Below are 25,150 nucleotides of genomic sequence, written 5' to 3'. Positions count from 1 at the left end.
CCGTCATCGGCTGTTTTCTGGCAGGCTGTGGGGGTGTTGCGGCTAGCAGGTGCGCGGCTCCTCGATGATCGGGACTTTCCGGCGGTCCGCGCCGCGCTGGCCGCCGATCCCGTGGGCAGCTGCATGGTCAGCGCCCGGATCGAGGTGGCAGGTCTCGACCCGTGGCGCCTCGGTGGCGAGCTCTGGGCCGCCGACTCCCGACCCCTGCGCTCCGGCCGCATCCAGGGGCTGTGCTTCTCCGGCCCCAACCTGATCCCGCTCCGCGGCAACGCCTCGGCCCTGCGCTCCTTCGCCGACCGCGCGCTGCGCCGCCAGCGCACCTGCTCCTCCCTGGTCGGCCCGGCCGACCAGGTGCTCGGCCTGTGGGACGAGCTGGCCACCGAATGGGGGCCGGCCAGGGAGGTGCGGCACGACCAGCCGCTGCTCGCGCTGGACTCCGCGCCCTCGGTCACCCCGGACCACCTGGTCCGCCCGGTCCGCCCCGACGAACTGGAGCGCTACCTGCCCGCCGCCATCGCGATGTTCATCGAGGAGGTCGGCATCGACCCCCGCACCGGCGACGGCGGCGCCAGCTACCGCGCCAGGGTGGCCGAGCTGATCGCCGGCGGCCGCGCCTTCGCCCGGTTCGAGAACGGCGAGGTGGTGTTCAAGGCCGAGGTCGGCGCGCTGTCCGCGACCGTCGGCCAGATCCAGGGCGTCTGGGTGCGCCCGGACCGCCGCGGCCACGGCCTGGGCACGCAGGGCACCGCGGCGGTGGTCTCCCGGCTGGTGCGCGGCATGGGCCGCACGGCCAGCCTGTACGTCAACGCCTACAACGACCCGGCGCTGGCCGCCTATCGCAAGATCGGGTTCCAGCAGGTCGGGTGCTATGCGACGGTGCTGTTCTGATGTCGACGATGGCGACCATCCGGATGCTGGCCGACGACCGCAAGCGCTACTCCGCGCTCAAACCACCCGAGCCGCGTGCCCGGCTGCTGGCCGCCACCCTGCTGGTGGTGTTCGCGGCGATCGCCGTGCTGTGCGCGCTGACGCTGGGGTTCTGGGCGACCGTGCCGCCGGTGCTGGTGCTGCCGGTGGTGGTCGGCTGGTACCGCGGGTCACGGGTCGCGCTGCTGGTGAACGCGGCCGGGATCCGGGTGGGCAAGGACTTCGCCGCCTGGGAGGGCCTGGACGCGGTGACCGTGCGGCCGGGGCCGCCCGGTGCGGTGGAGGCCGTGGTCGGCGAGTTCTCGGTGCTGGTCGACGCCCAGCGCTACCGGGGTGACCGCCTCGCCGAGATGGTCGCCGCGCACGCGCCGGAAGGGGTCCGGTTCTCCGACACGACCGAAACCACGGGTGTCGCGCCCGCCTGAGCGGCTGACCACCGGTAATACTGCTGCTCGTGCGGGTACTGCGGGGGCTGGTGGTGGGTGTGGTGGCCGTGCTGTCCGCGTCCGGGCTGGCCGGGTGCGCGTTGTTCGCGGACGGCCCGCGTGAGATCACCGAGCAGTTCCTCACCGCCCTCGCCTCCGGTGACACGGCGGCCGCGGCGGCGCTGACCGACGCCCCGGAGTCCGCGAAAGCCACTCTCGACCAGGCCCGCGCGGCGCTGGAGCCGGAGCGGATCGACCAAGCCGTCGAGCACGTGGGCCAGGCGAGTCCGGCCGCCGCGCGCTACCGGCTCGACTGGCGGCTGCCGCGCGGGCGCGTCTGGTCCTACACCGCCGAGGCCGAGCTGTACACCGTGGACGACGCGTGGAAGGTGCGCTGGCTGCCGTCGGTGGTCCACCCCGGACTCGCCGTGCGGCAGCAGCTCGCGCTGCGCGTGGAGACGCCGCGCCAGGCGCCGGTGCTCGACCGGGACGGGAAGGCGCTGCTGGAACCGGAGACGGTGGTGGCGGTCCTGCTCGACCCGGCGCAGGCGGCCACCACGGCCGGTCCGCTGGCCGCCGCGCTGACCCCGATCGACGCGAGCATCACCGAGCAGTCCATTGTGGAGGGCGCGAAGTCGGTGCAGCCGAAGGCGTATTCGGTGGTCACCCTGCGCCAGTCCGACTACCTGAAGGTGAAACCGGCCATCTACGAACTGCCCGGGCTGCGGTTCAGCGAGCAGCGCCGCCTGCTGCCGGTGGACGCCTCGCTGGGCGAGCAGGTTCTCCCGGCCATCCGGTCCACTGTGGAGGAGCAGGTGGCCGGGAACGCGGGCTGGCGCGTGGTCACCACGGACTCCGGTGGCGGTGAGGTCGCCGAACTGCACGCGCAGGAGGCCAAACCGGCCGACGCGGTCACCAGCACGCTCAGCCGCCGCGTGCAGGCGGCGGGGGAGAAGGCGCTCGAACCGGTCCCGGGCGCGGCGATGATCGTGGCGCTGCAGCCGTCGACCGGTGAACTGCTCGCGGTGGCCCAGAACGCACCGGCCGACCAGCAGGGCGCGATCGCGCTGACCGGCCGCTACCCGCCGGGCTCCACGTTCAAGATCGTCACCGCGGCCGCCGGGCTGGGCGCGGGCAAGGTGAAGGCGGACACCCCGGTCGACTGCCCGGCCACCACCGTGGTCGACGGCAGGCTCATCCCGAACAACGACCGCTTCGCGCTCGGCACGGTGCCGCTGAGCCAGGCGTTCGCGCAGTCCTGCAACACCACCTTCGCCAGGCTGTCCACCGACCTGCCCGCGATGGCGCTCACCGACTCCGCCCGCGACCTCGGCCTCGGCGCCGACTTCGTGATCCAGGGGCTGACCACGATCACCGGGTCGGTGCCCCCGGCGGGCAGCATCGTGCAGCAGGCCGAGAACGGCTTCGGCCAGGGCACCGTGCTGGCCAGCCCGTTCGGCATGGCGGTGGTGGCCGGGACCGTCGCGAGTGGCCGGATCCCGGTGCCCTCGCTGCTGCGGGGCGCGGCGACCGAGGCGAAGAACCTGGGCGCGCCGGTGCGCCCCGACGTGCTCGACGCGCTGCGCGGCATGATGCGCGAGGTGGTCACCGGAACCGCGTTGCGCGACCTTCCCGAGGTCCGCGGCAAGACCGGCACCGCGCAGTACGGCGACGGCAGCACCGCGCACGGCTGGTTCGTCGGCTATTCCGGTGATCTCGCCTTCGCCGTGCTGCTCACCGGGGCCGGTTCGTCGGGGCTCGCGGTCGAGGCGGCGCACCGGTTCCTCACCGGTCTCGGCTGAAGTCGTAGGCTGGGGGCATGTCCCAGCGTGCCCCTCTGAAGCCCGGTGTGCAGTCGCCGCGCCGAGCCGTTCCCGCGTCCATCAAGCGTCCCGAGTACGTGGACCGGCCGGCGCCGAAGCGCGACACCGGGAACGGGGTGCGCACCCCCGAGCAGATCGAGGCCATGCGCGTGGCCAGCCGGATCGCCGCGCAGGCCCTGCAGGAGGGCGGCAAGGCGGTGAAGCCGGGCGCCACCACCGACGACGTGGACAAGGTGGTGCACGAGTTCCTGCTCGACCACCACGCCTACCCGTCGACGCTGGGCTACCGGAACTTCCCGAAGTCGTGCTGCACCTCGCTGAATGAGGTCATCTGCCACGGCATCCCCGACTCGACGGTGATCGAGGACGGGGACATCTGCAACATCGACGTCACCGCCTACATCGGCGACGTGCACGGCGACACCAACGCGACCTTCCTCGCCGGTGACGTCTCGGAGGAGGCGCGGCTGCTGGTCGAGCGCACGCACGAGGCGACCATGCGGGCGATCAAGGCGGTCCGGCCGGGGCGGCAGCTCAACGTGATCGGCCGGGTGATCGAGGCCTACGCGAAGCGGTTCGGCTACGGCGTGGTGCGGGACTTCACCGGCCACGGCGTCGGCCCGGCCTTCCACACCGCGCCGACCGTGCTGCACTACGAGGAGCCCTCGGTCACCACCGAGATCCTGCAGGGCATGACCTTCACCATCGAGCCGATGATCACGCTGGGCACCATCGACTACGACATCTGGTCCGACGACTGGACGGTCACCACGAAGGACAAGAAGTGGACCGCCCAGTTCGAGCACACCATCGTGGTCACCGAAACCGGCTCGGAGATCCTCACCCTGCCGTAGTGTGGGCGGCCGACATGAAACCCCGGCCCGCTGTGGCCGGTGAGCACATGGTCACCGGGGAGCCCGGCTCGTAGCGTTCACGCCCATGAACGAGCCTGCGTTGCGCGGCCGCACCGCGCTGGTCACCGGGGGTGCGGCGGGGATCGGCAGAGCCTGCGTGACCGCGCTGACCGCGGCCGGGGCCAAGGTGCACTTCGCCGACCTGAACCGCGGTCAGGCCGCCGAGGTGGCCGCCGAGACCGGGGCCATCCCGCACGTCGGTGACCTCACCGCCCCCGGGGCGGTCGAGGCGCTGCCCGACGACGTCGACATCCTGGTCAACAACGCCGGGGTGCAGCACGTGGCGCCGATCCACGAGTTCCCGCCGGAGCGGTTCGCCGCGATGCACGAGTTGATGGTGCAGGTGCCCTTCCGGCTGATGCGCCACACCCTGCCCGCGATGTACCGCCGCGGCTGGGGGCGCCTGGTCGCCGTGTCCAGCGTGCACGGCCTCCGCGCGAGTCCCGGCAAATCCGCCTACGTGGCGGCCAAGCACGCGCTCGAAGGGCTCAGCAAGGCCGCCGCGCTCGAAGGCGCGGAACACGGCGTGACCAGCAACTGCGTCAACCCGGGTTATGTGCGCACCGCACTGGTCGAGGGCCAGGTGCGCGCGCAGGCCGAGCGGCACGGCATCGGGGAGGACGAGGTCCTCGACGAGGTCTTCCTCCGCCGGACCGCGATCAAGCGGCTGATCGAACCCGAGGAGGTCGCCGCGGTGGTCACCTGGCTCTGCGGTGACGCGGCCGGGTACCTCACCGGTGCCTCCGTCCCGCTCGACGGCGGCTGGACCGCCGGCTAACCCCAATCACACAACGAAGTGGTGATGTACATGGCTGAAACCGCGTCCCCGCCGCGCCGGAAGATCGTCAAGATCGTCGGCGCCAGCCTGGTCGGGACGACCATCGAGTGGTACGACTTCTTCCTCTTCGCCTCGGCCGCGACCCTGGTGTTCAACAAGCTGTTCTTCCCCGGCACCGACGCGCTCACCGGCACCCTGCTGGCACTGGGCAGCTACGCCATCGGTTTTGTCGCGCGGCCGCTGGGCGGACTGGTCTTCGGCCACTACGGCGACAAGATCGGCCGCAAGAAGCTGCTGGTGCTGAGCCTGCTGCTGATGGGTGGCGCGACCTTCGCGATGGGCCTGTTGCCCACCTACGCCGCGATCGGCGTGGCCGCGCCGATCCTGCTCACCGTGCTGCGGCTGGTGCAGGGCTTCGCCCTCGGCGGCGAATGGGGTGGCGCGGTGCTGATCGTCTCCGAGCACGGTGACCCGGCCAAACGCGGCTTCTGGGCGTCGTGGCCGCAGGCCGGCGCACCCGGCGGCAACCTGCTCGCCACCGCGGTGCTGGCCATTCTCGCCGGCGTGCAGTCCGACGCCGCGTTCGAGTCGTGGGGCTGGCGCATCCCGTTCCTGCTCTCCGGCCTGCTGGTGGCGATCGGCCTGTGGATCCGGCTCTCGGTCGAGGAGTCGCCGGTGTTCGTCGAGGCCGCCAAGAAGGCGGGCGGCAAGGTGGAGAAGGCGCCGATCGTCACCGTGCTCAAGCACAGCTGGCGCGAGGTGCTGATCGCGATGGGCGCGCGCTTCGCGGAGAACGTGTCCTACTACATCCTGACCGCGTTCATCCTGGTCTACATCACCGTCGGGCTGGAGATGCCGAAGGGCGTCGGGCTGAACGCGGTGCTGATCGGCTCGGCCGTGCACTTCGTCACCATCCCGGTGTGGGGCGCGCTGTCCGACCGCTTCGGCCGTCGCGCGGTGTACCTGTTCGGCGCCGGCGCCATGCTGATCTGGTCGTTCGTCTTCTTCGCCATGCTGGACACCAAGTCGTTCGGCGTGATGGTGCTGGCCACCACGATCGGCCTGGTCCTCCACGGCGCGATGTACGGGCCGCAGGCGGCGTTCTTCTCCGAGCTGTTCGGCACCAGGGTGCGGTACTCGGGCGCGTCGATCGGTTACCAGCTGGCCTCGATCCTGGCCGGCGGGCTGGCCCCGCTGATCGCCACCGCGATGCTGCGCGACTTCGGCAGCAGCCTGCCGGTGTCGATCTACGTCGCGGCCACCTGCGTGCTCACCATCGTCGCGGTCTACCTGGCCAAGGAGACCAAGGGGACCTCGCTGGAGGACGAACCGGCGGAAGTGCGCGAAGAGCGCGCGCCGGTGACACGATGACCGGATGAGCGCGGAGCTGCTGGACCTGATCGCCGCCGGGGCGAGCGCGCAGGAACTGGCGGCGGCGGGCGCGGATCCGCGGGCCACCGAGGCGGCCCTGCGGATCCACGCCACGCTCGCCGGGCACACCCGCCGCGAGGCCGAGCTGGCGGCGTTGTTCGACACCGCCAGCGACCTCGCCCGCCTGCGCGACACCGACGCGGTGCTCCAGTCGATCGTGCACCGGGCGCGGATGCTGCTGCGGGTGGACGTGTCGTACCTGAGCATGAACCGCCCCGGTACCGACGGCACGTACATGCGGGTCACCGACGGCTGCACCTCGGCGTTGTTCAAGGCGCTGCGGCTGGGCATGGGGGAGGGCCTCGGCGGGCTGGTCGCGCAGACGGCCCGCCCCTACGCCACCGCCGACTACCCGACCGACCCGCGGTTCCGGCACACCGGCCCGATCGACGAGGCCGTGCGCGACGAGGGGCTCATCGCGATCATCGGCGTCCCGCTGGCGCTCGGGGACGAGGTGATCGGGGTGCTCTACGCCTCCGACCGCCGTCCGCGGCGGTTCTCCCCGGCCGAGGTCGCGCTGTTGTCCTCGCTGGCCGACCACGCCGCCATCGCGATCGACAACGCGCGGCTGATCGAGACCATCCAGGAGCACCACGCGACGATCGCGCGGGCGCAGGAGGCACACGACCGGCTGACCGCGCTGGTGCTCGGCGGCAGCGGGGTGCGCGAGGTCGCCGAGGCCGTGGCCGGGGTGCTCGGCGGTGCGATCACCGTGCACGACGCGACCGGCACCGAACTCGGCCGGTCCGGCGTCGCGGCACCGCAGCCGTCGCCGGAAACCGTGGCCGCGTCGCAGTCGAGCGGGCGCGCGGTGGCCGACGGCGGTGACTGGACCTGCGCCGTGCTCGCCGGACCCGAACTGCTCGGCAGCATCACCCTCACCGGCCGCGCGGACCTCCTCGACGCCGACCGGCGGCTGTTCGAGCGCGCCGGCGTGGTGACCGCGCTTTTGCTGCTGCTGCGCCGATCCACCGCCGAAGCCGAGGACCGCGTGCGGGGTGAGCTGGTCGCCGATCTGCTCACCGCACCGCAGCGCGACCCGGAGGCGCTGATCGACCGGGCGCGCCGCGTCGGCGTCGATCTCGGGGCCGGGCACGTGGTGCTGGTGCTGCACTCCGAAGCGTGCTCACGCGGTCGGCTCGCGGCCGCGGTCGCCGGGCACGCGGCGCTGGCCGGACTGCACGCCGAACAGGTGGTCGCGCTGGTGCCACCGGGGGAAGCCGCGGCCGACCCCGGCAAGCTGGCGTCGATGCTGGCCGGTCCCGCCGGTGGCCCGGTGACGGTCGCCGCCGCCGGACCCGCGGCCGGTCCCGCCGGACTGGCCGACGCGCACGCCGAAGCCGCGCGCTGCCTGCGGGCGATGCTCGCGCTCGGCCGCGAGGGCGACGGCGCCACCGCCGCCGAACTCGGGTTCGTCGGGGTGCTGCTGGGCGATCGGGCGGACACCGCCGGATTCGTGCGGTCGGTGCTCGGGCCGGTGCTGGACTACGACGAGCGCCGCGGCACGGAACTGGTGAAAACGCTCAACTGCTACTTCGCCGCGGGCGGAAACCTCGCGCGGGCAAAGGATTCGCTGCACGTGCACGTGAACACGGTGGCGCAGCGGCTGGAACGGATCGCCGCGCTGCTCGGGCCGGACTGGTCCTCCCCGGCGGGCGCGCTGGAACTCCAGCTGGCGCTACGGCTGCACCGGCTTACTCGATCCCCTTGAGCAGTTCGTCGAGGAACCCGCTCGCTTCGGCGACCGCGCGGTCCGGGTCACCGGCGGCGATCGCTTCGAGCAGCCCGGTGTGCGAGACGTTGTCCGCGTGCTTGGTCGCCTCGACCGACGCGGTGACCACCTCGCTCAGCCCCCGGTACAGCTCGGTCAGCAGGTTGTTGTGTCCACATTGGACAACGGCGAGGTGGAAGCTGGCGTCCGCCTGGACGAACTCGTCGAAGTGCTTCTCCGCCAGTGCCGCGTCGCGGATGCGGAGCAGTTCGGTGAGGTTGGCCAGTTCGGCCTCGCTGCGTTCGGTGGCGGCCATCCGCGCGCCCTCGACTTCGAGCGTTCGCCGCACCTGCAGCACTTCGCGGAGTTCGGAACCGCACAGGCGGCGCACCGCGCCGGAAACCTCGCTGGTGGCGCGGACGTAGGTGCCGTCACCCTGGCGCACTTCGAGCAAACCGCTGTGGGACAACGCCCGCACGGCCTCACGCACCGTGTTCCGACCGACACCCAGTGCGGTCACCAGTTCGCTCTCCGGCGGAATCCGTTCGCCGACCGGCCATTCGCCCGCGGTCACGGCCTCGCGCAACTGCCCGATCACCTGGTCGACTAGCCCGGTCCGGCGGGTGGTGGCCAACGGCACTGTGACATTCCTTTCGCGTGTTCGGGCCAGTTTCGGGGTTCAACCAATCATCCTACGTCTGTCATACTAGCCCCGTGTCCGTCGAATCCGAGGTCTCGATCAAGCAACGTGCCCTGGCCGGCGCGATCGAACCCGTCCGCCGGTCACGGAATCTCGCCGTCGCCGGTGGCACGCTGATCGCACTGGCCGTGGTGCTCGCCGCGCTGAACCTGCGACCCGCCATCACCAGCGTGGGTCCCCTGCTCGACGAGGCGAGGACTTCCCTCGGCGCCTCCGGCACCTGGGCCGGATTGCTCACCACTTTGCCAGGCTTGTGCTTCGCTGTCGCCGGACTCGCCGCACCGCGCCTGGCGCGCAAGGTCGGCATGGGCAGCGCGGTGGCACTGGCACTGGGCATTCTCGGCGTCGGGCTGATCGTGCGCGTGCTCGACGGCCCGCTGGTGGTGCTCGGCGGCACGCTCGTCTCCAGCGCCGGGATCGCGCTGGCCAACGTGCTCGTGCCGGTGGTGGTCAAGGATTCGTTCCCGGCCAGGGTCGGCCTGATGACCGGGATCTACACCGCCGCGCTGAACCTGGGCGGGGCCTCGGGATCCGCGCTTTCGCCGAAGCTCGACGAGTTGCTCAACGGCTGGCGCCCGGCGCTGGCCGCCTGGGCGCTGCTGGCCTTCCTGGCGCTCGTGGTGTGGCGGATCGCCATCCGCGGCGGTGCCCGCGCCTCCGGTGAGCAGTCGGAAACCTGCGGTGAACCGCGGCGGTCGCTGCTGCGCAGCCCGCTCGCCTGGATCGTGACGCTGTTCTTCGGCCTGCAGTCGTTCCTGGCCTACGTGGTGATGGGCTGGTTCCCGCAGGTGCTGATGGACGCCGGGCTGACCCGCGGCGACGCCGGACTGGTGGTCGGGCTGATGTCGCTGCTGGCGGTGCCGATCAGCCTGACCGTGCCCGCGCTCGCCGCGCGGCAGCGCAACCAGACCTGGTGGATCGTCGGGCTCGGCGTGTTCTCCATGGCCGGTCTCGGCGGGCTGATCCTCGCGCCCACCGCGGCACCGCTGCTGTGGGCCATCCTCACCGGCATCGGCATGAGCGTGTTCTCCATGGCGGTGATGGTGATCGCGCTGCGGGCGCGGGCCGGGGACGAGACCGCGCGGCTGTCCGGCATGGTGCAGGGCCTCGGTTACCTGCTCGCCGCGGTCGGCCCGTTCCTCTTCGGCTTCCTGCACGACGCCACCGCGGGCTGGACGGTCCCGCTGGCCATGGTGTTCGGCGTGGTGGTGGCCCAGACGATCTTCGGCGGCCTGGCCGGCCGCGACAAGCTCGTCTGAGCCACCTTCCTCAGTCGTCCAGCGGCAGGTTCAGCAGCGCGTTCTCGATCAGCTCCGGCATCGCCGGGTGGATCCAGTACTGCCCGCGCGCCATCTGCCGCGCGTCCAGCCCGAAGCTCATCGCCTGGATCACCGGCTGGATCAGGCTGCCCGCCTGCGGGCCGATGATGTGCGCGCCGAGCAACTGCCCGGTGGCCGGGTCGGCGAGCAGCTTCGCGAAGCCGGTGGTGTCCTCCATCGCCCAGCCGTAGGCGATCCCGGCGTAGTCCTGGGTGTAGGTCACGTAGTTCACGCCCCGCGCCTTGGCCTGCGCCTCGGTCAGCCCGACCCCGGCGATCTGCGGGGCACTGAACACCGCGTGCGGCACGAACCGGTGGTCCGCCGCGACCGGGGAGTCGGGGTTGAGCAGGTTGTGCTGCACCACGCGCTGTTCGTGGTTCGCCACGTGCTTCAGCTCGTAGGGCGACGAAATGTCCCCGAGCGCGTAGATGCCGTCGACCCCGGTGCGCTGGTACTCGTCCACCACCACGTGCCCGCTGTCCATTGTGGACACCCCGGTGGCGGCCACGTCGAGCAGGTCCGAGTTCGGCCTGCGCCCGGTGGCCACCAGCAGCAGGCCGGCGTCGACCGTCTCGGTGCCGTCGGGGCCTTCGAGGTCCAGCGAAACGCCGGTGTCGGTGCGGCGCACCTTGGTGGTCCGCCGGTTCAGCCGGACGTCGTACTTCTCCGCCGCCAGTTCGGTGAACCGCTCGCTGACCGCCTCGTCCTCCGCGCGCAGCAGCGCACCGGAGCGGGCGATCACCGTCACGTCGACGCCGAAGGAGGAGAAGACGTGCGCGAACTCGGCGGCGATGAACCCGCTGCCGAGGATGACCAGCCGCTCGGGTAGCTCGTCGATCCGCATCACCGTGTCGGAGGTGTAGTAGCCGCTGTCGGCCAGGCCGGGGATGTCCGGGATGACGGGGCGGCCACCGGCGGCCAGCACGAACCGGTCCGCGGTCAGCGTCTCCGTGCCGCCGTCGGGCAGGCTCACCTGGAGCTGCTTCATCCCGGTGAACCGGCCCTCGCCGAGGTAGACGTCGACGTTGGCGTTGTCCTCGTGCTCCACGCGGTACTGCTTGCCGCCCTCGGCGATCGGGTCGATCCGGCCGAAGATCCGGTCGCGGATCTCCCGCCAGCGCACCCCGGCCAGCTCCAGGTCCACGCCCAGCTTCGCGCCGGCGGGCACCGCCGCGGCCAGATCGGCCGGGTAGACGAACATCTTGGTCGGGATGCAACCCACGTTCAGGCAGGTGCCGCCGAAGGTGCCCTTCTCCACGATCGCGGTCTTCCAGCCGGCGAACCGCGGGTCGAGCACGGAGTTGCCGGAACCGGTGCCGATGATCACCAGGTCGTAGTGGGGCACGCTGCCATCCTGTCGGTCGAAGGGTCGTCTTCCGGTCGGTCAAACCCCGGCGAGGGGCTGGTTTGTTCCCGTCAGCCGCCGGTGGCGGAGAAGTGCATCAGGTCCTTCGGCGAGGTCCAGGTGCCGCCCCAGGTCCAGCCGACGGCCCGGAAGGCACGCTCGGCCACCCCGCCGGGCACGATCATGCCCGGTCGTTCGCGGCCGCGGTCGGTGTAGGCCGAAGCCAGTTCGGGCAGCACCAGATCGCCCTTGAGGTAGGGGTTGCAGAACGGGTTCACGTCCACCGCCAGCCCCGACGCGTGCGCGGACCAGCTGCTCTGCCCCCGCACCGGGCGGCAGACGAAGGCGGTGGTGTTGTTGCCGTCGCCGGTCGGCGGTGCGTCCAGTTCGTCGGCCCTGGTCACCCGCATCTCCTCGATCGGGAACTTCGCCGTGAACAACGCGCCGAACGCCTCGGTGACCGGTTGCGCGGCGGAGGCGTTCACCAGCATCTCGCCGGTGTGCACCCGGCCGTCGAAGCCCCAGAAGGACATGGTCAGGTACCGCAGCTGCGCGGCGCCGACCGGGCAGCCGGGCTGCCAGGTGCTCCGCGCCAGCACCTCGCCGGGGACCGCCTCGATCGTCGAGGCGTAGTCGCCGGTGGCGGGCGGGGGCAGGAGGTCCGCGGTCGGGAGGTGGCGGTCGGCCAGTTCGGGCGGGGTCGGGAGGACCTCGCCGAAGCCGTCGGCGCGCAGGGGCAGCGGGCGGGCACCCACCTGCCAGACTGGCGCTGCCGGCTGGGGCGCCGGTGGCTCACTCGATCGGGTAACCGGTGCCTGGGGTGCCGTTGCCGCGGTCGTCGCGGGCGAAGGCGCAGGTAGGGGCGTCGCACCGCAGGCGGTGAGCAGGAGCAGCAGCACGGGGAGAACCGCTGCCGGGGCCGTTGGTCGCACGAGTCCACTGTGACAGAGCCGCAGCGTGACCGGCAGTCCACCCGGTTCAGGGACACCGCTGCGCGGCTGGGCCATTTAGGGTAATCGGACCGCCTCCCCGACCTTCGAGAGGAACGTCCCCATGCCGAACAAGTCCCGCCGCCGCGGGGTGCTGACGGCGGCCACCGCGGTCGCGGCCGGGGCCATCGCCCTGGTGCCCGCCGCGGAGGCAACCAACACCCAGCCGTACATCGTCGGCGGGACCGAGGCCTCCATCGCGGACCACCCGTACGCGGTCTACCTGACCGACGGCGACGGCAACCAGTTCTGCGGCGGGGTGCTGATCTCGGGCCGGAGCGTGCTGACCGCGGCGCACTGCGCGAAGGCGATGAAGCGCACGGAGTTGCGCGTGGTCGCCGGGCGGCAGGACCAGCGCACCAGCGCGGGCGTGGTGACCGAGGTGGACAAGGTCTGGATCAACCCGCAGTTCAAGGACCCGACCACCGGCAACGACGTCGCCGTGCTCACCCTCGACGAGGAGATGCCCTACCGCGCGGCGAAGCTGCCGGGCGCCGGTGACGCCGACCTCTACCGCGAGGGCACCAAGGCCAGGGTGCTCGGCTGGGGCCGCACCGCCGATGGCGGACCGCGCTCGGACTACCTGCGCGGCGCGCTCGTGCCGGTGGTTTCCGACGAGAGCTGCAAGACCAGCTTCAGCAGCTACGACAAGACGACCATGCTCTGCGCCGGTTATCCCGACGGCGGGGTGGACGCCTGCCAGGGCGACTCCGGCGGCCCGCTGCTGGTCGGCGACACGGTGATCGGCATCGTCTCCTGGGGCGAGGGCTGTGCCCGGCCGGACCGGCCCGGGGTGTACGCGCGCGTGGCCGCGTTTACCACGGAGGTCCGCGCGCAGGCCTGAACGACTCTGCTCCGCTTCCCGACCACGGCGTGTGCTAGGTATACGCCGTGGTTGAAAGCATGGTTCGGGCGGCGACCGGGGACCAGGTGTCCGCCGGCGATCTCTATTCGATTCTCAAACTGCGCGTGGATGTTTTTGTCGTCGAGCAGGAATGTCCCTACCCCGAACTGGATGGCAGAGACCTGCTGCCGGGCACCAGGCACCTCTGGCTGACCGGCGAGTCCGGCGTGGACTCGTACCTGCGCGTGCTGGAGGAGCCGGGTGGCGGGTACCGCATCGGGCGCGTGGTCACCGCGGGTTCGGCACGCGGGCGCGGCCTGGCGGCCCAGCTGATGACCGCCGCACTGGAGTCCATTCCGGACGAACCGGCGGTGCTGGACGCGCAGACCTACGCCAAGGGCTTCTACGCCAAGTTCGGCTTCGAGCCCACCGGTGACGAGTTCCTCGAGGACGGCATCCCGCACGTCACCATGCGCCGGAACTAACGGGGCGCGCAGTCCACGATCACCTTCACCGCGGCGTCCACATCGGACTCGGTGAGGTCGGCGCGGGCGGTGAGCCGCAGCCGGGAGATGCCGTCCGGGACCGACGGCGGGCGGAAGCAGCCGACGCGAACACCCTGTTCCGCGCAGCTTTCCGCCCAGGCGACGGCCTTTTCCGGGCTCGGCGCCCGCACCGAGACCACCGCCGCGTCCGGGGTGCTCACGGTGAACCCGGCGTCGGCGAGCTGCTCGGACAGGCGGCTCGCCACGGCGAGCACCTTGCCGGGCAGCTCGGGTTCGGACCGCAGCACGTTCAGCGCGGCCAACGCGGCGGCGGCGCTGCCCGGCGCGAGCGCGGTGTCGAAGATGAAGCTGCGCGCGGTGTCGACCAGGTGCTTGATCACGCGTCGCGGGCCGAGCACCGCGCCGCCCTGGGCGCCGAGCGACTTCGACAGGGTGATCGTGGTGACCACGTCGGGCGCGCCGGCCAGGCCCGCCTGGTGCACCGCGCCGCGTCCGCCTTCGCCGAGCACACCGAAGCCGTGCGCGTCGTCGACCAGCAGGGCCGCGCCGTGCGCGCGGCAGGCTTCGGTGAGTTCACCGAGCTTGGCCAGGTCGCCGTCGACGGAGAACACCGAGTCGGTGACCACCAGCGCGCGTGGTTTGCGGCGGGTGGACAGCGCGTGCTTGATCGCGGCGACGTCGCTGTGCGCGATCGCGGCCACGTCCGCGCGCGAGAGGCGGCAGCCCTCGATCAGCGAGGCGTGGATGTACTTGTCGGTGACGATGGCGGATTCCGCGCCGGACAACGCGGTGACCGCGCCGAGGTTCGCGGCGAAACCGGAGGAGAACACCAGCGCCGCCTGCGTGCCGCAGAACCGGGCGAGTTCGTGTTCCAGTTCGGCGTGCAGTTCGGTCGACCCGGTGACCAGCCGCGAACCGGTCGAGCCCGCCCCCCAGCGCAGCGCGGCGGCGGCGGTGGCCCCGGCGACGCGCTTGTCGCGGGCCAGGCCGAGGTAGTCGTTGCCGGCCAGGTCGACCTCGCCGGAGTTCGACGGCCGTGGCCGCAACCGGCGGACCAGCCCGGCGGCGGCGCGCTTGTCCGCTTCGGCGTCGAGCCAGTCGAAAACGTGGTCGGGCTCGGGGACTGGACCGGGTGCGTTCACGCCTGGCAGTCTCGCATGCGGTCGATTCGAGGAGGACGCACGGTGACCGGGGACCAGTTGCAGCCGATGCCGGAGGACTGGGAGCGCGCGCTCGCCGTGGTCGCGCACCCGGACGACCTGGAGTACGGCGGCTGCGGTGCGGTGGCGAAGTGGACGGACGCCGGGAAGTCGGTGGCCTACCTGCTGGTGACCCGCGGGGAGGCGGGGATCGACACGCTGCCGCCGGAGGAGGCGGGTCCGCTGCGGACCGCCGAGCAGATCGCCAGTGCGGCCGTGGTCGGTGTGCACGACGTGGAGTTCCTCGACCACGCCGACGGGATGATCGAGTACGGCCTGCCGCTGCGGCGGGACATCGCGGCGGCGATCCGGCGGTACCGGCCGGAGCTGGTGATCATGAGCAACCACCGGGAGACCTGGCCGGGCGGGTACCTGAACATGGCCGACCACCGGGTGGTCGGCGAGGCCACCCTGGACGCCGTGCGCGACGCCGCGAACCGCTGGGTCTTCCGCGATCTCGGCCTGGAACCGTGGCAGGGCGTGCGCTGGGTGGCGGGCGCGTCGTCGCCGCGCTCGACGCACGCCGTCGACATCACCGCGACGATGGACCGCGCGGTCGCGTCGCTGAAGGAGCACAAGGCGTACCTGGCCGCGCTCGACGGCGGGATGGGGGAACCGGACACCTTCCTGCGGACCGCCGCCGAGGAAACCGGCAAACGCTTCGGCGACTGCCTGGCCACCGACTTCGAACTCTTCCCGATGTAGCCGTAAAAAAAGGGGCTCCACCACCGCGGACGGTGATGGAGCCCCTTTTACCGGAACGCGTCAGTCGTTGGACCAGCCGCGACGCGACGGGCCACGGCCCGAGCGCTGCGGACGACCCGAACCGTTGCCGCGCGGCTGGCGGCCACGGCCACCGAAGCCCGGACGGCCACCGCGGCCCTCACGGCCTTCGCCGTGGGCACGCGGGCCACCCCGGCGCGGGGTGTCCCGGCGGTGCTCGCGCTCGGGCACCGGCTCACCGCTGGGCTGGCGCGCCCCGGTGATCCGGGCCAGTTCGGCGTCGCCGGGCCGCACGCTGGCGGTCTCGGCGCGCACCCCGGCGCGATCGGTCAGCCGCTTCATGGTGCGGCGCTGGTCGTGCGTGATCAGCGTGACCACGGTGCCCGACGCCCCGGCCCGCGCGGTGCGCCCGGCGCGGTGCAGGTAGTCCTTGTGGTCGGCGGGCGGGTCCACGTGCAGCACCAGGCTGATGCCGTCGACGTGGATGCCGCGGGCGGCCACGTCGGTGGCGACCAGCACCGGGGTGTGCCCGGCCTTGAAGTCGGACAGCACGCGGTTGCGCTGCCCCTGGGTCTTGCCGCCGTGCAGCGCCGCGGCGTGCACCCCGGACGCGCGCAGGCGCTCGGCCAGCCGGTCCACGTGGTGCTTGGTCCGCACGAACATGATCGTGCGGCCCTCCCGCGCCCCGATCTCGGTGACGATGGCCTGCTTGTCCGGGTAGGACACCTGGAGCACGTGGTGGTCCATGGTGGTGACGCTGGCGGTGACCGGCGCGACCGAGTGCTCGACCGGGTCGGTCAGGTAGCGGTCGACCAGCTTCTTGACGTCACCGTCGAGGGTGGCCGAGAACAGCAGCCGCTGCCCGCGGGCCGGGGTGAGGTCGAGGATCTCCCGCACCTGCGGCAGGAAGCCCATGTCGGCCATCTGGTCGGCCTCGTCCAGCGCGACGAAGTTCACGTCGCCGAGCACGCAGGTGCCCTGCCGGACGTGGTCCGACAGCCGGCCGGGGGTGGCGATCAGCAGGTCGACGCCGCGCTGCAGCGCGTCCGCCTGCCGGTTGAAGGCCATGCCGCCGACGGCGGTGCGGCACCACAGGCCGAGCGCCTTGGCCAGCGGGGTCAGCGAGTCGGCCACCTGCATGGCCAGCTCGCGGGTCGGCACCAGTACCAGCGCGCGGGGGCGCTTGGCGCGGGCCTTGCCGCCGTCGAGCCGGGTCAGCAGGGCCAGGCCGAAGGCCAGGGTCTTGCCGGAACCGGTCTGCGCGCGGCCCAGCACGTCGCGCCCGGCGAGCGCGTCGGGCAGGGTGGCCTGCTGGATGGGGAACGGGGAGTTGATGCCGGCGTCCCGGAGCGCGCGCTGCAGCGGCTCGGGCAGGTTCAGCTCGGCGAAGGACTTCAGGGGCGCCTGGGTGGCGGTGACGGCGGGGGCACCGTCGTGGTTCCGATTCCGCGGCTTGCGGTTGCCGTGGCGCGCGGAGGTGTTGCCGGAATCGAGCGTGACTGTCACAAATGCCTCTCGGACGTGGCACGTCGCAAGGGAGGCCCGGTTGTCCGCACGCAGGCAGGACAAGGTGGTGTTGCGGTGGGCTTTCTCAGGGACATACCCGGCACGCCGTGTTCTGCAACACCGCGCGCCGCTTGATGGATACCGCGGGGCCGTACGGTTTTTGGCCCTTGGAGGCGACGGACACCACTCATCCACGCCGCCGGTTGCGGTCTCGTTACAGAATACCGGAGAGCCTTTCCGCCTGCGAAGCCGAGGCGGGAACTGTGGGCAACGCCCCATCGGGGTAACGCGGGAAGGTGAGCGGACTCACCTTCCCGCCTCCCCCCGATCAGGGCAGCCCGGCCGCCTGGCGCAGTTCGTCCACCAGCGACTCCGGGTCGAGCACGTCCGGCGGCAGGCCTTGCCCGGCGAACCAGTTCGCCACGTTGCGCACGTCCCTGGCCAGGAACTCCAGGCCGCGCGGATTGGCCACGATGTCCACCACCTGCGGCAGGTCGATCAGCACCAGCCGGCCGTCGTCGACCATCAGGTTGTACGCGGAGAGGTCGCCGTGCGCGAGGCCGTGCGTCGCCATCGTCTCCAGTGCGGACACCAGCTGGTACCAGAGGTCGCGCAGGCCGTCCTCGTCCGTGCGCACCTGCGCCAGCCGGGGTGCGGCCGTGCCGTCCTCGTCGCCGATGAACTCCAGCAGCAACTCGGTCCCGCTGCGCTGAACCGGGTACGGCACCGGCACGCCGGCGCCCCAGAGCCGGGACAGCGCGGCGAACTCGGCCACCGCCCACTGCTCGGCGATCAGGTTGCGGCCGAAGGCGGTGCGGGTCTCGATCGCCCGCATCTCCCGCGAACGCCGCATCCGGCGGCCTTCGAGGTACCCGGCGTCGCGGTGGAACATCCGGTGTTCGTTGCTGCGGTAGCGCTTGGCGGCCAGCAGGGACTGCGGTCCGTCGGGCAGGCCTCGCCGTACTAGGTGGACATCGGCCTCCTTGCCGGTCTTGAGCACGCCCAGTTCGGTGTCCACCGCGGCCAGCTGGGTGATCACCCAGCTGGCCGCGGGTGCGGGCCCTGCTCACCGTCACCCCAGGTGGACCAGCGGTCGCCGCCGCCGGGGATCGCGGTTTCGGTGTACGCGTCGGCACGCTGGTGGGCGAGCCGGACGCGCTCTTCCTCGGTGAGCCGCCCGCGGCGGCTCGGTTCGGGTTCGTCGTCGAAGCGGGCACGGCGGCTCTTGCGGCGTGCCGGGGTGTTCTCGAGCTGGTCGAAATCGATGTCGTGCTCGCGCACTCGTGGGCTCCTGAAGAGGGAAGGTGCCCCGCCGGCGCTGGTGGACGCGCGTGCGTCAGCCGGTCAGGGCGGCGGAATGGGCGCAGGGCAAGCCCAGGACAGTCCTCGCCACAGGGCACCTCCTCGCGGTCCGCCGGAAACCGGCTCGTCAGTCGACGGGCACGATCTTCGCGGCTTTCGCCGGATCCGCGCAACCGAATTAACTGCCAGAGTGGTCGCATGGCCGATTTCGCCACGTTCGACCTGGCCGACGCGGAGGAAGTCGTCGCGCCGGACGGTTCCGCCGTGCGCCCGTTGCTCCGATTGCCCGGCGTCGGCAGCTTCGCGCACTTCGAACTCGCGCCGAACCAGGTTTCGCACGCCGTCTCGCACGCGACGGTGCAGGAGATCTGGTACGTCGTCGCGGGGGAGGGGCGGATGTGGCGGCGGCAGGGCGAGCGCGAGGAGATCGTGCACCTGCGCGAGGGCACCTGCCTGAGCATCCCGCTCGGCACGGTGTTCCAGTTCCGGGCCACCGGGGCCGGGTTGCGGGCGGTGGCGGTGACCGCGCCGCCGTGGCCGCTGGCGAGCGAGGACGAGGCACGGGTCGCCGAAGGCCCGTGGGAAGTGGAGGAACGCGCGTGACGACCTACGACGTGGTGATCGCCGGCGGCGGGCACAACGGGCTGGTCGCGGCCGCCTACCTGGCCGGGGCGGGCCGGTCGGTGCTGCTGCTGGAGCGCCGGGCCGAACTGGGCGGGGCGGCGGTCTCGTTCCGCGCGTTCGACGGGGTGGACGTGCGGTTGTCGCGGTATTCGTACCTGGTCAGCCTGTTGCCGCGGCGCGTCATCGCCGATCTCGGACTGCCGGTGGACCTGCGCCGCCGCCGGATGTCCTCCTACACCCCGGCCGGTTCCGGCGGCCTGCTGGTGGACACCGGGGACACCGCGCGCACCGCCGCCTCCTTCGCCGCGATCACCGGTGGTTCGGCGGATTTCGAGGCGTGGCAGCGGTTCTACGCGATGACCGGGCGCGTCGCCGAGCGCACCTTCGACACGCTCACCGAGCCACTGCCCACAAAGGACGAACTACGCGCGCGGGTGGCCGACGACGAGGCGTGGCGCGCGTTGTTCGAGCGGCCGCTGGCGGAAACGCTGGAAACCGCGTTCACCGACGACACCGTGCGCGGGGTGGTGCTGACCGACGCGCTGATCGGCACGTTCGCCGCCGCCGAGGACCCGTTGCTGCGGCAGAACCGCTGCCTGCTCTACCACGTGATCGGCAACGGCACGGGCGACTGGGACGTGCCGGTCGGCGGCATGGGCGCGGTGACCGGCGCGCTCGCGGACACCGCCCGCGCGGCCGGGGCCGAGCTGCTGGCCGACGCCGAGGTGCTCGCCATCCAGCCCGACGGGGAGGTCCGCTACTGCCACGGCGATGCCGAGCACGTCGTGCACGGCGGTCACGTGCTGGCGAACCTCGCCGCGCCCACGCTGGCACGGCTGCTCGGCGAGGAGCCGCCCGAGGCACCGGAAGGCGCGCAGCTCAAGGTCAACATGGTGCTGACCAGGCTGCCGCGCCTGCGGGACGACGGGGTCGCCGCGCACGAGGCGTTCGGCGGCACGTTCCACGTCAACGAGGACTACCGGCAGCTCGCGACCGCGCACGCCGAGGCCGACGCGGGCCGCATCCCGTCGCTGCCGCCGTGCGAGATCTACTGCCATTCGCTGACCGATCCGTCGATCCTCGGCCCGGCCGAACGCGCGGCCGGTGCGCAGACGCTCACGCTGTTCGGCCTGCACATGCCCGCGCGATTGTTCCGCGAGGACAACGACAAGGCGCGGGAAGCGGCGTTGACGGCGACGCTCGCGTCGCTGAACAGCGTGCTCGCCGAACCGATCGAGGACTGCCTCTGGCGGGACTCGCACGGCAACCCGTGCGTCGAGGCGAAGACGCCGCTCGACCTGGAGGCCGAGCTGGGCCTGCCCGGCGGGCACATCTTCCACCGCGACCTGTCGTGGCCGTACGCGACCGAGGGCACCGGGCGCTGGGGCGTGGAGACGCACCACGAGCGGATCCTGGTGTGCGGGGCCGGTGCCGTGCGCGGTGGCGGGGTGAGCGGAATTCCCGGCCACAACGCGGCTATGGCGGTGCTCGGCCGGTAAGGGTTGTTTCGCGCCGAGGCCGTGCCCCAGGGTGGGGATCATGCGTGTCCTCGTGATCGGCTCCGGCATCGCCGGGGCTTCGACGGCCTATCAGCTCGCCCGCCGCGGTGCCGAAGTGGTGCTCGCGGGCCACGACCACGAAGGGGTCGCCACCTCGGCGGGCGCGGGCATCGTTTCGCCGTGGACTTCCCGCCGCAGCGACGCGGAGTACCACCTGGCCGCGCGGGCGGCGGCGTTCTACCCGACCCTCGTCGAGCAGCTCGCCGAGGACGGCCGCGAGGATTCGTCGTTCGAGATCGTCGGTTCGATGGTGGTCTCCGAGGACACCGGTGAGCTGGACGCCGCGGAGAAGCGCCTCACCGAGCGCGCGGCCACGGCACCGGGTGTCGGTGAGGTGCAGCGCCTCGATCCCGTCGACGCCAGGGCGTACTTCCCCGCGCTGGCACCGGAACTCGGCGCGGTGCACATCTCCGGCGGCGGTCGCGTCGACGGACGGCACCTGCGTGCGGCACTGCTCGGCGCGGCGGGGACGCGAGGCGTGCGGTCAATTTCCGGGAACGCGGAGCTGCTCGTCGACGGGGGCAAGGTGACCGGCGCGCGCATCGGCGACGAGGTGGTTTCCGCCGACGCCGTGGTGGTCGCCGCCGGCGCGTGGACCGACGAACTGCTGGCGCCGGTGAACCTCCGGCTCGGCATCGAACCGCAGCGCGGCCAGATCAGCCACCTCGAACTGCCGGGCACGCCGACCGACGCGTGGCCGGTGGTGCTGCCGATCTCGAGCCACTACCTGCTGGCGTTCCCCGGTTCCCGTGTGGTGGTCGGTGCGACCAGGGAGACCGGTTCCGGGTTCGACTACCGGGTCACCGCGGCGGGACAGCGGGAGGTGCTGGACAACGCGCTGGCCGTCGCGCCGGGGCTCGCCGACGCGACGCTGCTGGAGACCCGGATCGGCTTCCGCCCGGCGGCACCGGACGGCCTGCCCGTGCTCGGCAGCCCGGAGGGCCACCCCGAGCTGATGATCGTCACCGGTTACGGTCCGGCGGGGCTGACCCTGGCGCCGTACTCGGGGCACGTGATCGCCGCGCGGCTGCTCGGTTCACCGGTCGACGACCTGGCGGCCTACCACCCGGACCGGCTCATTCGCCGGTGAGCATCTCCAGCTCGTGCTCGCCGGTGCGTTCCACGGTGAGCCCGGCCTTGGCGGCCACCTTGACCAATCCGTCCACTGTGGAGGGAGCGCGGCCGGTGGCGGCCAGTACCGCGGCGAGCTTTCCCTTGTAGGCCTTGTTGAAGTGGCTGACCGTCTTGCGCTGCCCTCGGGCGTCCTCGGTCACCACGCGCACGGTCACCGAACCGGGGATCCGCGCGAGTGCGGCGTAACCGCCGGAACGCAGGTCGACGACCAGGCCGTCGATCCCGGCGAACACCGGCTCCAGCGCCGGGCGCCACAACGGCCGGAGGCCGCCCAGCGCGGGCAGCGTGCTCCCGGCGGAGAGGCGGTAGGCGGGGATGCGGTCGGTGGCGCGGGCGATGCCGAACAGCGCCGACGCCACCGCCAGCCGCTCGTTCGCCCTGGCCAGCTCGGCCTTCTTGAAGCTGGTGATGTCGAGGGCGTCGTAGAGCACGCCGGTGTAGCGCCGGAGCGCGGGCAGGGTGGGGGAGGTCCACAGCTCCGCGTTGCGCTCGACCTCCTCGGCCTGGCGCTCGGAGATGCCGAGCGCGGCGAGGCTGGCGGGAACGTCCTTGGCGAGTTCGGCCAGCGCGTCGGCGATCTTGGCGCGCACCGGGTTCAGCTCGGGGGAGGACAGCGAGTCCAGGTCCAGCGGCGGTCCGTCCCCGCCGGTCGCCTTGGTCTCGGAGGGAGGGAGCAGTACCAGCACGTCAGCAGGGTAGCCGCCGCGGAAAATCGGTGGGCCGGGTGACCTGGGCGGACTTAGGCTGCGTCACATGGAGCGCACCGAGCCGGCCTGGCGGCCGCTGACCCTGTCCGACATGGCCGCGGTCGCCGACCTGCTCGGCGCGGCGAACGAGCTCGAGCCGACCGGCGAGTTCGAGAGCACCCAGGACGTGACCGAGAGCCTGACCAGCCCGAACGTCGATCTGGAGCACGGTTCGCTGGCGGGCTGGGTGGGCGAGCGGCTGGTCGCCTACGCCGTGGTCCGGGTGCGTGACGGGGCCGATCCGGTGCACCAGATGCGCTTCGAGGCGACCGTGCACCCGGAGTTCCGCACGGATGCCATCGGGTCGTACGTCCTGGCGTGGGTCGACCGGGTGAGCCGGGAACGTCACCTGAAGGTGTTCCCGGAGGCGCCGCTGGAGTTCCACGGGCACGCGCACCAGAACCAGCTCTGGTACACGGCCCAGCTGGAGAAGGCGGGTTACCACCGCGCGCGCACGTTCCTCGAGATGAAGGTGGATCTCGGCGCCCTGCCGCCGGTGCTCGCTTTGCCTGCGGAGTTCCGCCTGGTCACGTACGCGGAGGAGTACTTCGACGCGGTGCTGAAGACGCGGAACATCACGTTCGCCGAGCACTGGGGCAGCTCGGTGCAGAGCCCGGAAGCGTGGCGGCACCTGTGCACGGGGAGCGCGGCGTTCCGGCCGGAGCTGTCGTTCCTGTTGCTGCGCGGGGATGACGTGGTCTCGATGGTGCTCAGCGATTTCTTCGAAAGCGACGCCAAGGCGACGGGGGTGCGGGAGCTGTACGTTTCGCACGTCGCCACTTTGCCGGAGGTGCGGGGCAAGGGCGTGGCCACGGCTCTGCTGGGGCACACGCTGGTGGAAGCCCGGGCGGCGGGGTACGAACGGGCGGCGCTGGGGGTCGACGTGGAGAACGTGAACTCGGCGGTGGGGATCTATGAGCGGTGCGGGTTCCGGACTACGGAAAGCTGGTACGGGTATGTGCTAGCGGCGTGATTCTCGGGGGGTCCCACCCCGTTTTTTAGTGTGACGACGGCGGGGATGTTGTTGTCAAGGCGGGAAAGATGCCTTGACAACAACATCCCCGCCGTGTTTTTGGCTGGGGACGGGGTGGGAAGGGGGAGTGTGGGTGGGGTGTTCGGTGTGTTTCCCGGGTTCGGCTTTGCCTGTGCTCGGCAGGCCCCGGGGCGGTCCTGGGCTCGGCTTGTGCAGGGGTTGGGAAGGCGGCGGGGCTCAGGTCACTTGGTGCGCCAGCGGTTCCCCGGCGGCGTAGCGGTGCAGTTGCGCGGAGATCAGGGCCTTCGCCCGTGGGTAGAACGAAGCCGAGCCGCCCGCCACGTGCGGGGTGATGATCACGCCGGGAGTGGTCCACAGTGGATGGTCACTGGGCAGCGGTTCCGGGTCCAGCACATCCAGCGCCGCCCGGAGGCGGCCCGTGGTGGTTTCCGTGGTCAGTGCCGCGGTGTCCATGGTGGAGCCCCGGCCGACGTTGACCACCAGGGCGTCGTCCGGGAGCAGGGCCAGTTCCCGCGCGCCGATCAGGCCCTGCGTGCTGGGCGAACCGGGCAGCACGGAGATCAGGATGTCCGTACCCGGCAACAGCGAAGCCAGCTCGTCCACCCCGTGCACCCCCGCCCGCGCGCGGCTGGCCACCGGCACCACGGTCGCCTCCGCGGCGTGCAGGAACCGCTCGATCGCCTTGCCGATCGAGCCGTACCCCAGCAGCAGCACCCGGCTGTCCGCCAGCGACCGCGTGTGCTCGCGCGCCCAGGAACCCTCGCCCTGCTGGCGGAACCAGCGCGGCAGGTCCCGCTGCGCGGCGAGCACCAGTGCCAGCGCGTGCTCGGCCACGCTCAGGTCGTGCAGCCCGGCACCGTTGGCCAGCAGCACCCCCTCCGGCAGGAACGGCAGGATCGTGTCCACCCCGGCCGACAGCGTCTGCACCGCCCGCAGTGCGGGCATGCGCGCCATCAACCGGACCGGCTCCACGCCCTGGTCGTACGGCAGCACGTAGAAGTCCACGTCGGACAGGTCGGCGGGCGGCGCCGACACCCCGTCGTAGACCTCCACGCGCAGTCCGGCGGGCAGTTCGCCCAGATCAGCCCAGGGCACCAGCACACGTGAGGTCATGCCCCCGATTCTGACCTACTGCTCCGCGGTGCCCACGCAGAACCGGTTCCCCTCCGGATCGGCGAGCACCGTCCACGCGATGCCGGGCACCTTGTGCTCCTCGATCTCCTCCGCGCCCAACCCGACCAGCCGCTTCACCTCCTCCGCACGGTGTTCGGTGCGCAGGTCCAGGTGCAGGCGGTTCTTGCCGGGCTGGCGCTCCTCGGCGCGCTGCAACCCGATCATCACCCCGTCCGGCGAAACCGGGGCGAGCATCAGGAACTCCCCGCCGTGGTCGACCACGACCTCGACGCCCAGCGCCTCGGTCCAGAACTCGGCGAGCTTCCGCGGATCCGCGCAGTCGATGGTCACCGCGCCCAGCTGAACTGTCATGGCCCCAAGCTAGGCCGCACCACCGACAATTTGAGGGCGCGCAAGCAGGGCATGGCGGCGCCCGCCGCGCCGAGGCGGTCCCTGGCGGCACCGCGCCGACATCGAAGTACGGTCCAGTACGGCGATGCCGGCGCGGCACCGCCAGGAACCACCTCGATCACGACGG

At 72.0% G+C, this 25,150-nt stretch carries 23 protein-coding genes and 1 pseudogene; 15 read left to right on the top strand and 9 right to left on the bottom strand.

The genetic code is table 11. From position 1 onward, the window contains the following. Positions 1 to 33: 33 nt before the first annotated feature. From JYK18_RS00335 to JYK18_RS00305, 7 genes are all read left to right on the top strand, one after another. A complete protein-coding gene (locus JYK18_RS00335; RefSeq protein WP_206798982.1) occupies positions 34 to 888 on the top strand; it encodes a GNAT family N-acetyltransferase in 855 nt (284 codons plus the stop codon). Then, positions 888 to 1,352, top strand: coding sequence for a hypothetical protein (locus JYK18_RS00330; protein WP_206798980.1), 465 nt, complete (start codon positions 888 to 890; stop codon positions 1,350 to 1,352). Before JYK18_RS00335 ends, JYK18_RS00330 begins: the two co-directional genes overlap by 1 nt. A gap of 29 nt (positions 1,353 to 1,381) precedes the next feature. Further along, the gene (locus JYK18_RS00325) at positions 1,382 to 3,154 is read left to right on the top strand and encodes a penicillin-binding transpeptidase domain-containing protein (RefSeq protein ID WP_307795730.1); all 1,773 of its coding nucleotides are present in this window, start codon (positions 1,382 to 1,384) and stop codon (positions 3,152 to 3,154) included. Between the two features lie 17 nt (positions 3,155 to 3,171). Next, entirely contained in the window at positions 3,172 to 4,029 is an 858-nt protein-coding gene (gene map, locus JYK18_RS00320) for a type I methionyl aminopeptidase (protein WP_206798978.1), read from the top strand. A gap of 85 nt (positions 4,030 to 4,114) precedes the next feature. Beyond that, entirely contained in the window at positions 4,115 to 4,867 is a 753-nt protein-coding gene (locus JYK18_RS00315) for a 3-hydroxybutyrate dehydrogenase (protein ID WP_206798970.1), read from the top strand. A 30-nt stretch (positions 4,868 to 4,897) separates the two neighbouring features. Continuing rightward, a complete protein-coding gene (locus JYK18_RS00310) occupies positions 4,898 to 6,238 on the top strand; it encodes an MFS transporter (RefSeq protein WP_206798969.1) in 1,341 nt (446 codons plus the stop codon). Between the two features lie 4 nt (positions 6,239 to 6,242). Further along, positions 6,243 to 8,009: a GAF domain-containing protein gene (locus JYK18_RS00305; RefSeq protein WP_206798968.1), complete on the top strand. Its 1,767-nt coding sequence runs from the start codon at positions 6,243 to 6,245 to the stop codon at positions 8,007 to 8,009. Here JYK18_RS00305 and JYK18_RS00300 read toward each other — a convergent pair. Then, positions 7,993 to 8,649, bottom strand: a complete 657-nt coding sequence (locus JYK18_RS00300) for a FadR/GntR family transcriptional regulator (protein ID WP_206798967.1) — start codon at positions 8,647 to 8,649, stop codon at positions 7,993 to 7,995. The two genes, JYK18_RS00305 and JYK18_RS00300, sit on opposite strands and share 17 nt — an antisense overlap. A 74-nt stretch (positions 8,650 to 8,723) precedes the next feature. On the opposite strand from JYK18_RS00300, the gene JYK18_RS00295 reads away from it, so the two are divergent. Further along, complete coding sequence (locus JYK18_RS00295; RefSeq protein ID WP_206798966.1) at positions 8,724 to 9,968, top strand: MFS transporter; 1,245 nt, start codon at positions 8,724 to 8,726, stop codon at positions 9,966 to 9,968. A 10-nt stretch (positions 9,969 to 9,978) separates the two neighbouring features. On the opposite strand, the gene JYK18_RS00290 is transcribed toward JYK18_RS00295, so the two are convergent. Then, entirely contained in the window at positions 9,979 to 11,373 is a 1,395-nt protein-coding gene (locus JYK18_RS00290; RefSeq protein WP_206798965.1) for a mycothione reductase, read from the bottom strand. A 71-nt stretch (positions 11,374 to 11,444) separates the two neighbouring features. Beyond that, the gene (locus JYK18_RS00285; protein WP_307795729.1) at positions 11,445 to 12,128 is read right to left on the bottom strand and encodes a M15 family metallopeptidase; all 684 of its coding nucleotides are present in this window, start codon (positions 12,126 to 12,128) and stop codon (positions 11,445 to 11,447) included. A gap of 298 nt (positions 12,129 to 12,426) precedes the next feature. On the opposite strand from JYK18_RS00285, the gene JYK18_RS00280 reads away from it, so the two are divergent. Together JYK18_RS00280 and JYK18_RS00275 are read left to right on the top strand one after the other, a co-directional pair. Then, a complete protein-coding gene (locus JYK18_RS00280; protein ID WP_206798962.1) occupies positions 12,427 to 13,206 on the top strand; it encodes a serine protease in 780 nt (259 codons plus the stop codon). Between the two features lie 59 nt (positions 13,207 to 13,265). Further along, a complete protein-coding gene (locus tag JYK18_RS00275; protein ID WP_206798960.1) occupies positions 13,266 to 13,691 on the top strand; it encodes a GNAT family N-acetyltransferase in 426 nt (141 codons plus the stop codon). Here the strand turns inward: JYK18_RS00275 and JYK18_RS00270 are convergent. After that, positions 13,688 to 14,854: an 8-amino-7-oxononanoate synthase gene (locus JYK18_RS00270; RefSeq protein ID WP_206798958.1), complete on the bottom strand. Its 1,167-nt coding sequence runs from the start codon at positions 14,852 to 14,854 to the stop codon at positions 13,688 to 13,690. The two genes, JYK18_RS00275 and JYK18_RS00270, sit on opposite strands and share 4 nt — an antisense overlap. Positions 14,855 to 14,920: 66 nt before the next feature. Between JYK18_RS00270 and JYK18_RS00265 the strand changes: the two genes are divergently transcribed. Further along, positions 14,921 to 15,616 (top strand): PIG-L deacetylase family protein, encoded by a 696-nt coding sequence (locus JYK18_RS00265; RefSeq protein ID WP_242579359.1) that lies wholly within the window; start codon positions 14,921 to 14,923, stop codon positions 15,614 to 15,616. Between the two features lie 60 nt (positions 15,617 to 15,676). Here JYK18_RS00265 and JYK18_RS00260 read toward each other — a convergent pair whose 3' ends face one another. Together JYK18_RS00260 and JYK18_RS00255 are read right to left on the bottom strand one after the other, a co-directional pair. After that, entirely contained in the window at positions 15,677 to 17,140 is a 1,464-nt protein-coding gene (locus tag JYK18_RS00260) for a DEAD/DEAH box helicase (RefSeq protein WP_206798953.1), read from the bottom strand. Positions 17,141 to 17,468: 328 nt separating this feature from the next. Further along, positions 17,469 to 18,421 (bottom strand): annotated as a pseudogene (locus tag JYK18_RS00255) (serine protein kinase RIO). Positions 18,422 to 18,640: 219 nt separating this feature from the next. Between JYK18_RS00255 and JYK18_RS00250 the strand changes: the two are divergent. Genes JYK18_RS00250 through JYK18_RS00240 form a run of 3 tightly spaced genes read left to right on the top strand, consistent with a single transcriptional unit; the run spans position 18,641 to position 21,715 of the window. Next, positions 18,641 to 19,045, top strand: coding sequence for a cupin domain-containing protein (locus JYK18_RS00250; protein WP_206798951.1), 405 nt, complete (start codon positions 18,641 to 18,643; stop codon positions 19,043 to 19,045). Next, positions 19,042 to 20,565 carry an NAD(P)/FAD-dependent oxidoreductase gene (locus tag JYK18_RS00245; protein ID WP_206798949.1) on the top strand — a complete coding sequence of 508 codons (1,524 nt, stop codon included), beginning with the start codon at positions 19,042 to 19,044 and terminating at the stop codon, positions 20,563 to 20,565. Before JYK18_RS00250 ends, JYK18_RS00245 begins: the two co-directional genes overlap by 4 nt. A gap of 40 nt (positions 20,566 to 20,605) precedes the next feature. Further along, on the top strand, positions 20,606 to 21,715 hold the full coding sequence (locus JYK18_RS00240) for an FAD-binding oxidoreductase (protein ID WP_206798948.1): 1,110 nt from the start codon (positions 20,606 to 20,608) through the stop codon (positions 21,713 to 21,715). On the opposite strand, the gene yaaA is transcribed toward JYK18_RS00240, so the two are convergent. Beyond that, on the bottom strand, positions 21,702 to 22,445 hold the full coding sequence (gene yaaA, locus JYK18_RS00235; protein ID WP_206798947.1) for a peroxide stress protein YaaA: 744 nt from the start codon (positions 22,443 to 22,445) through the stop codon (positions 21,702 to 21,704). The two genes, JYK18_RS00240 and yaaA, sit on opposite strands and share 14 nt — an antisense overlap. 67 nt (positions 22,446 to 22,512) lie before the next feature. On the opposite strand from yaaA, the gene JYK18_RS00230 reads away from it, so the two are divergent. After that, positions 22,513 to 23,478, top strand: a complete 966-nt coding sequence (locus JYK18_RS00230; protein ID WP_206798946.1) for a GNAT family N-acetyltransferase — start codon at positions 22,513 to 22,515, stop codon at positions 23,476 to 23,478. Between the two features lie 237 nt (positions 23,479 to 23,715). On the opposite strand, the gene JYK18_RS00225 is transcribed toward JYK18_RS00230, so the two are convergent. Further along, positions 23,716 to 24,612 carry a 2-hydroxyacid dehydrogenase gene (locus JYK18_RS00225; RefSeq protein WP_206798942.1) on the bottom strand — a complete coding sequence of 299 codons (897 nt, stop codon included), beginning with the start codon at positions 24,610 to 24,612 and terminating at the stop codon, positions 23,716 to 23,718. Positions 24,613 to 24,627: 15 nt separating this feature from the next. Then, positions 24,628 to 24,984 (bottom strand): VOC family protein, encoded by a 357-nt coding sequence (locus tag JYK18_RS00220; RefSeq protein ID WP_206798940.1) that lies wholly within the window; start codon positions 24,982 to 24,984, stop codon positions 24,628 to 24,630. Between the last annotated feature and the right edge of the window lie 166 nt (positions 24,985 to 25,150).

The organism is Amycolatopsis sp. 195334CR, from assembly GCF_017309385.1.
In the GTDB taxonomy this organism is placed as follows: domain Bacteria; phylum Actinomycetota; class Actinomycetes; order Mycobacteriales; family Pseudonocardiaceae; genus Amycolatopsis.
Note: the sequence above shows the minus strand (reverse complement) of the source record. Positions and strands in the feature narration are given on the sequence as shown.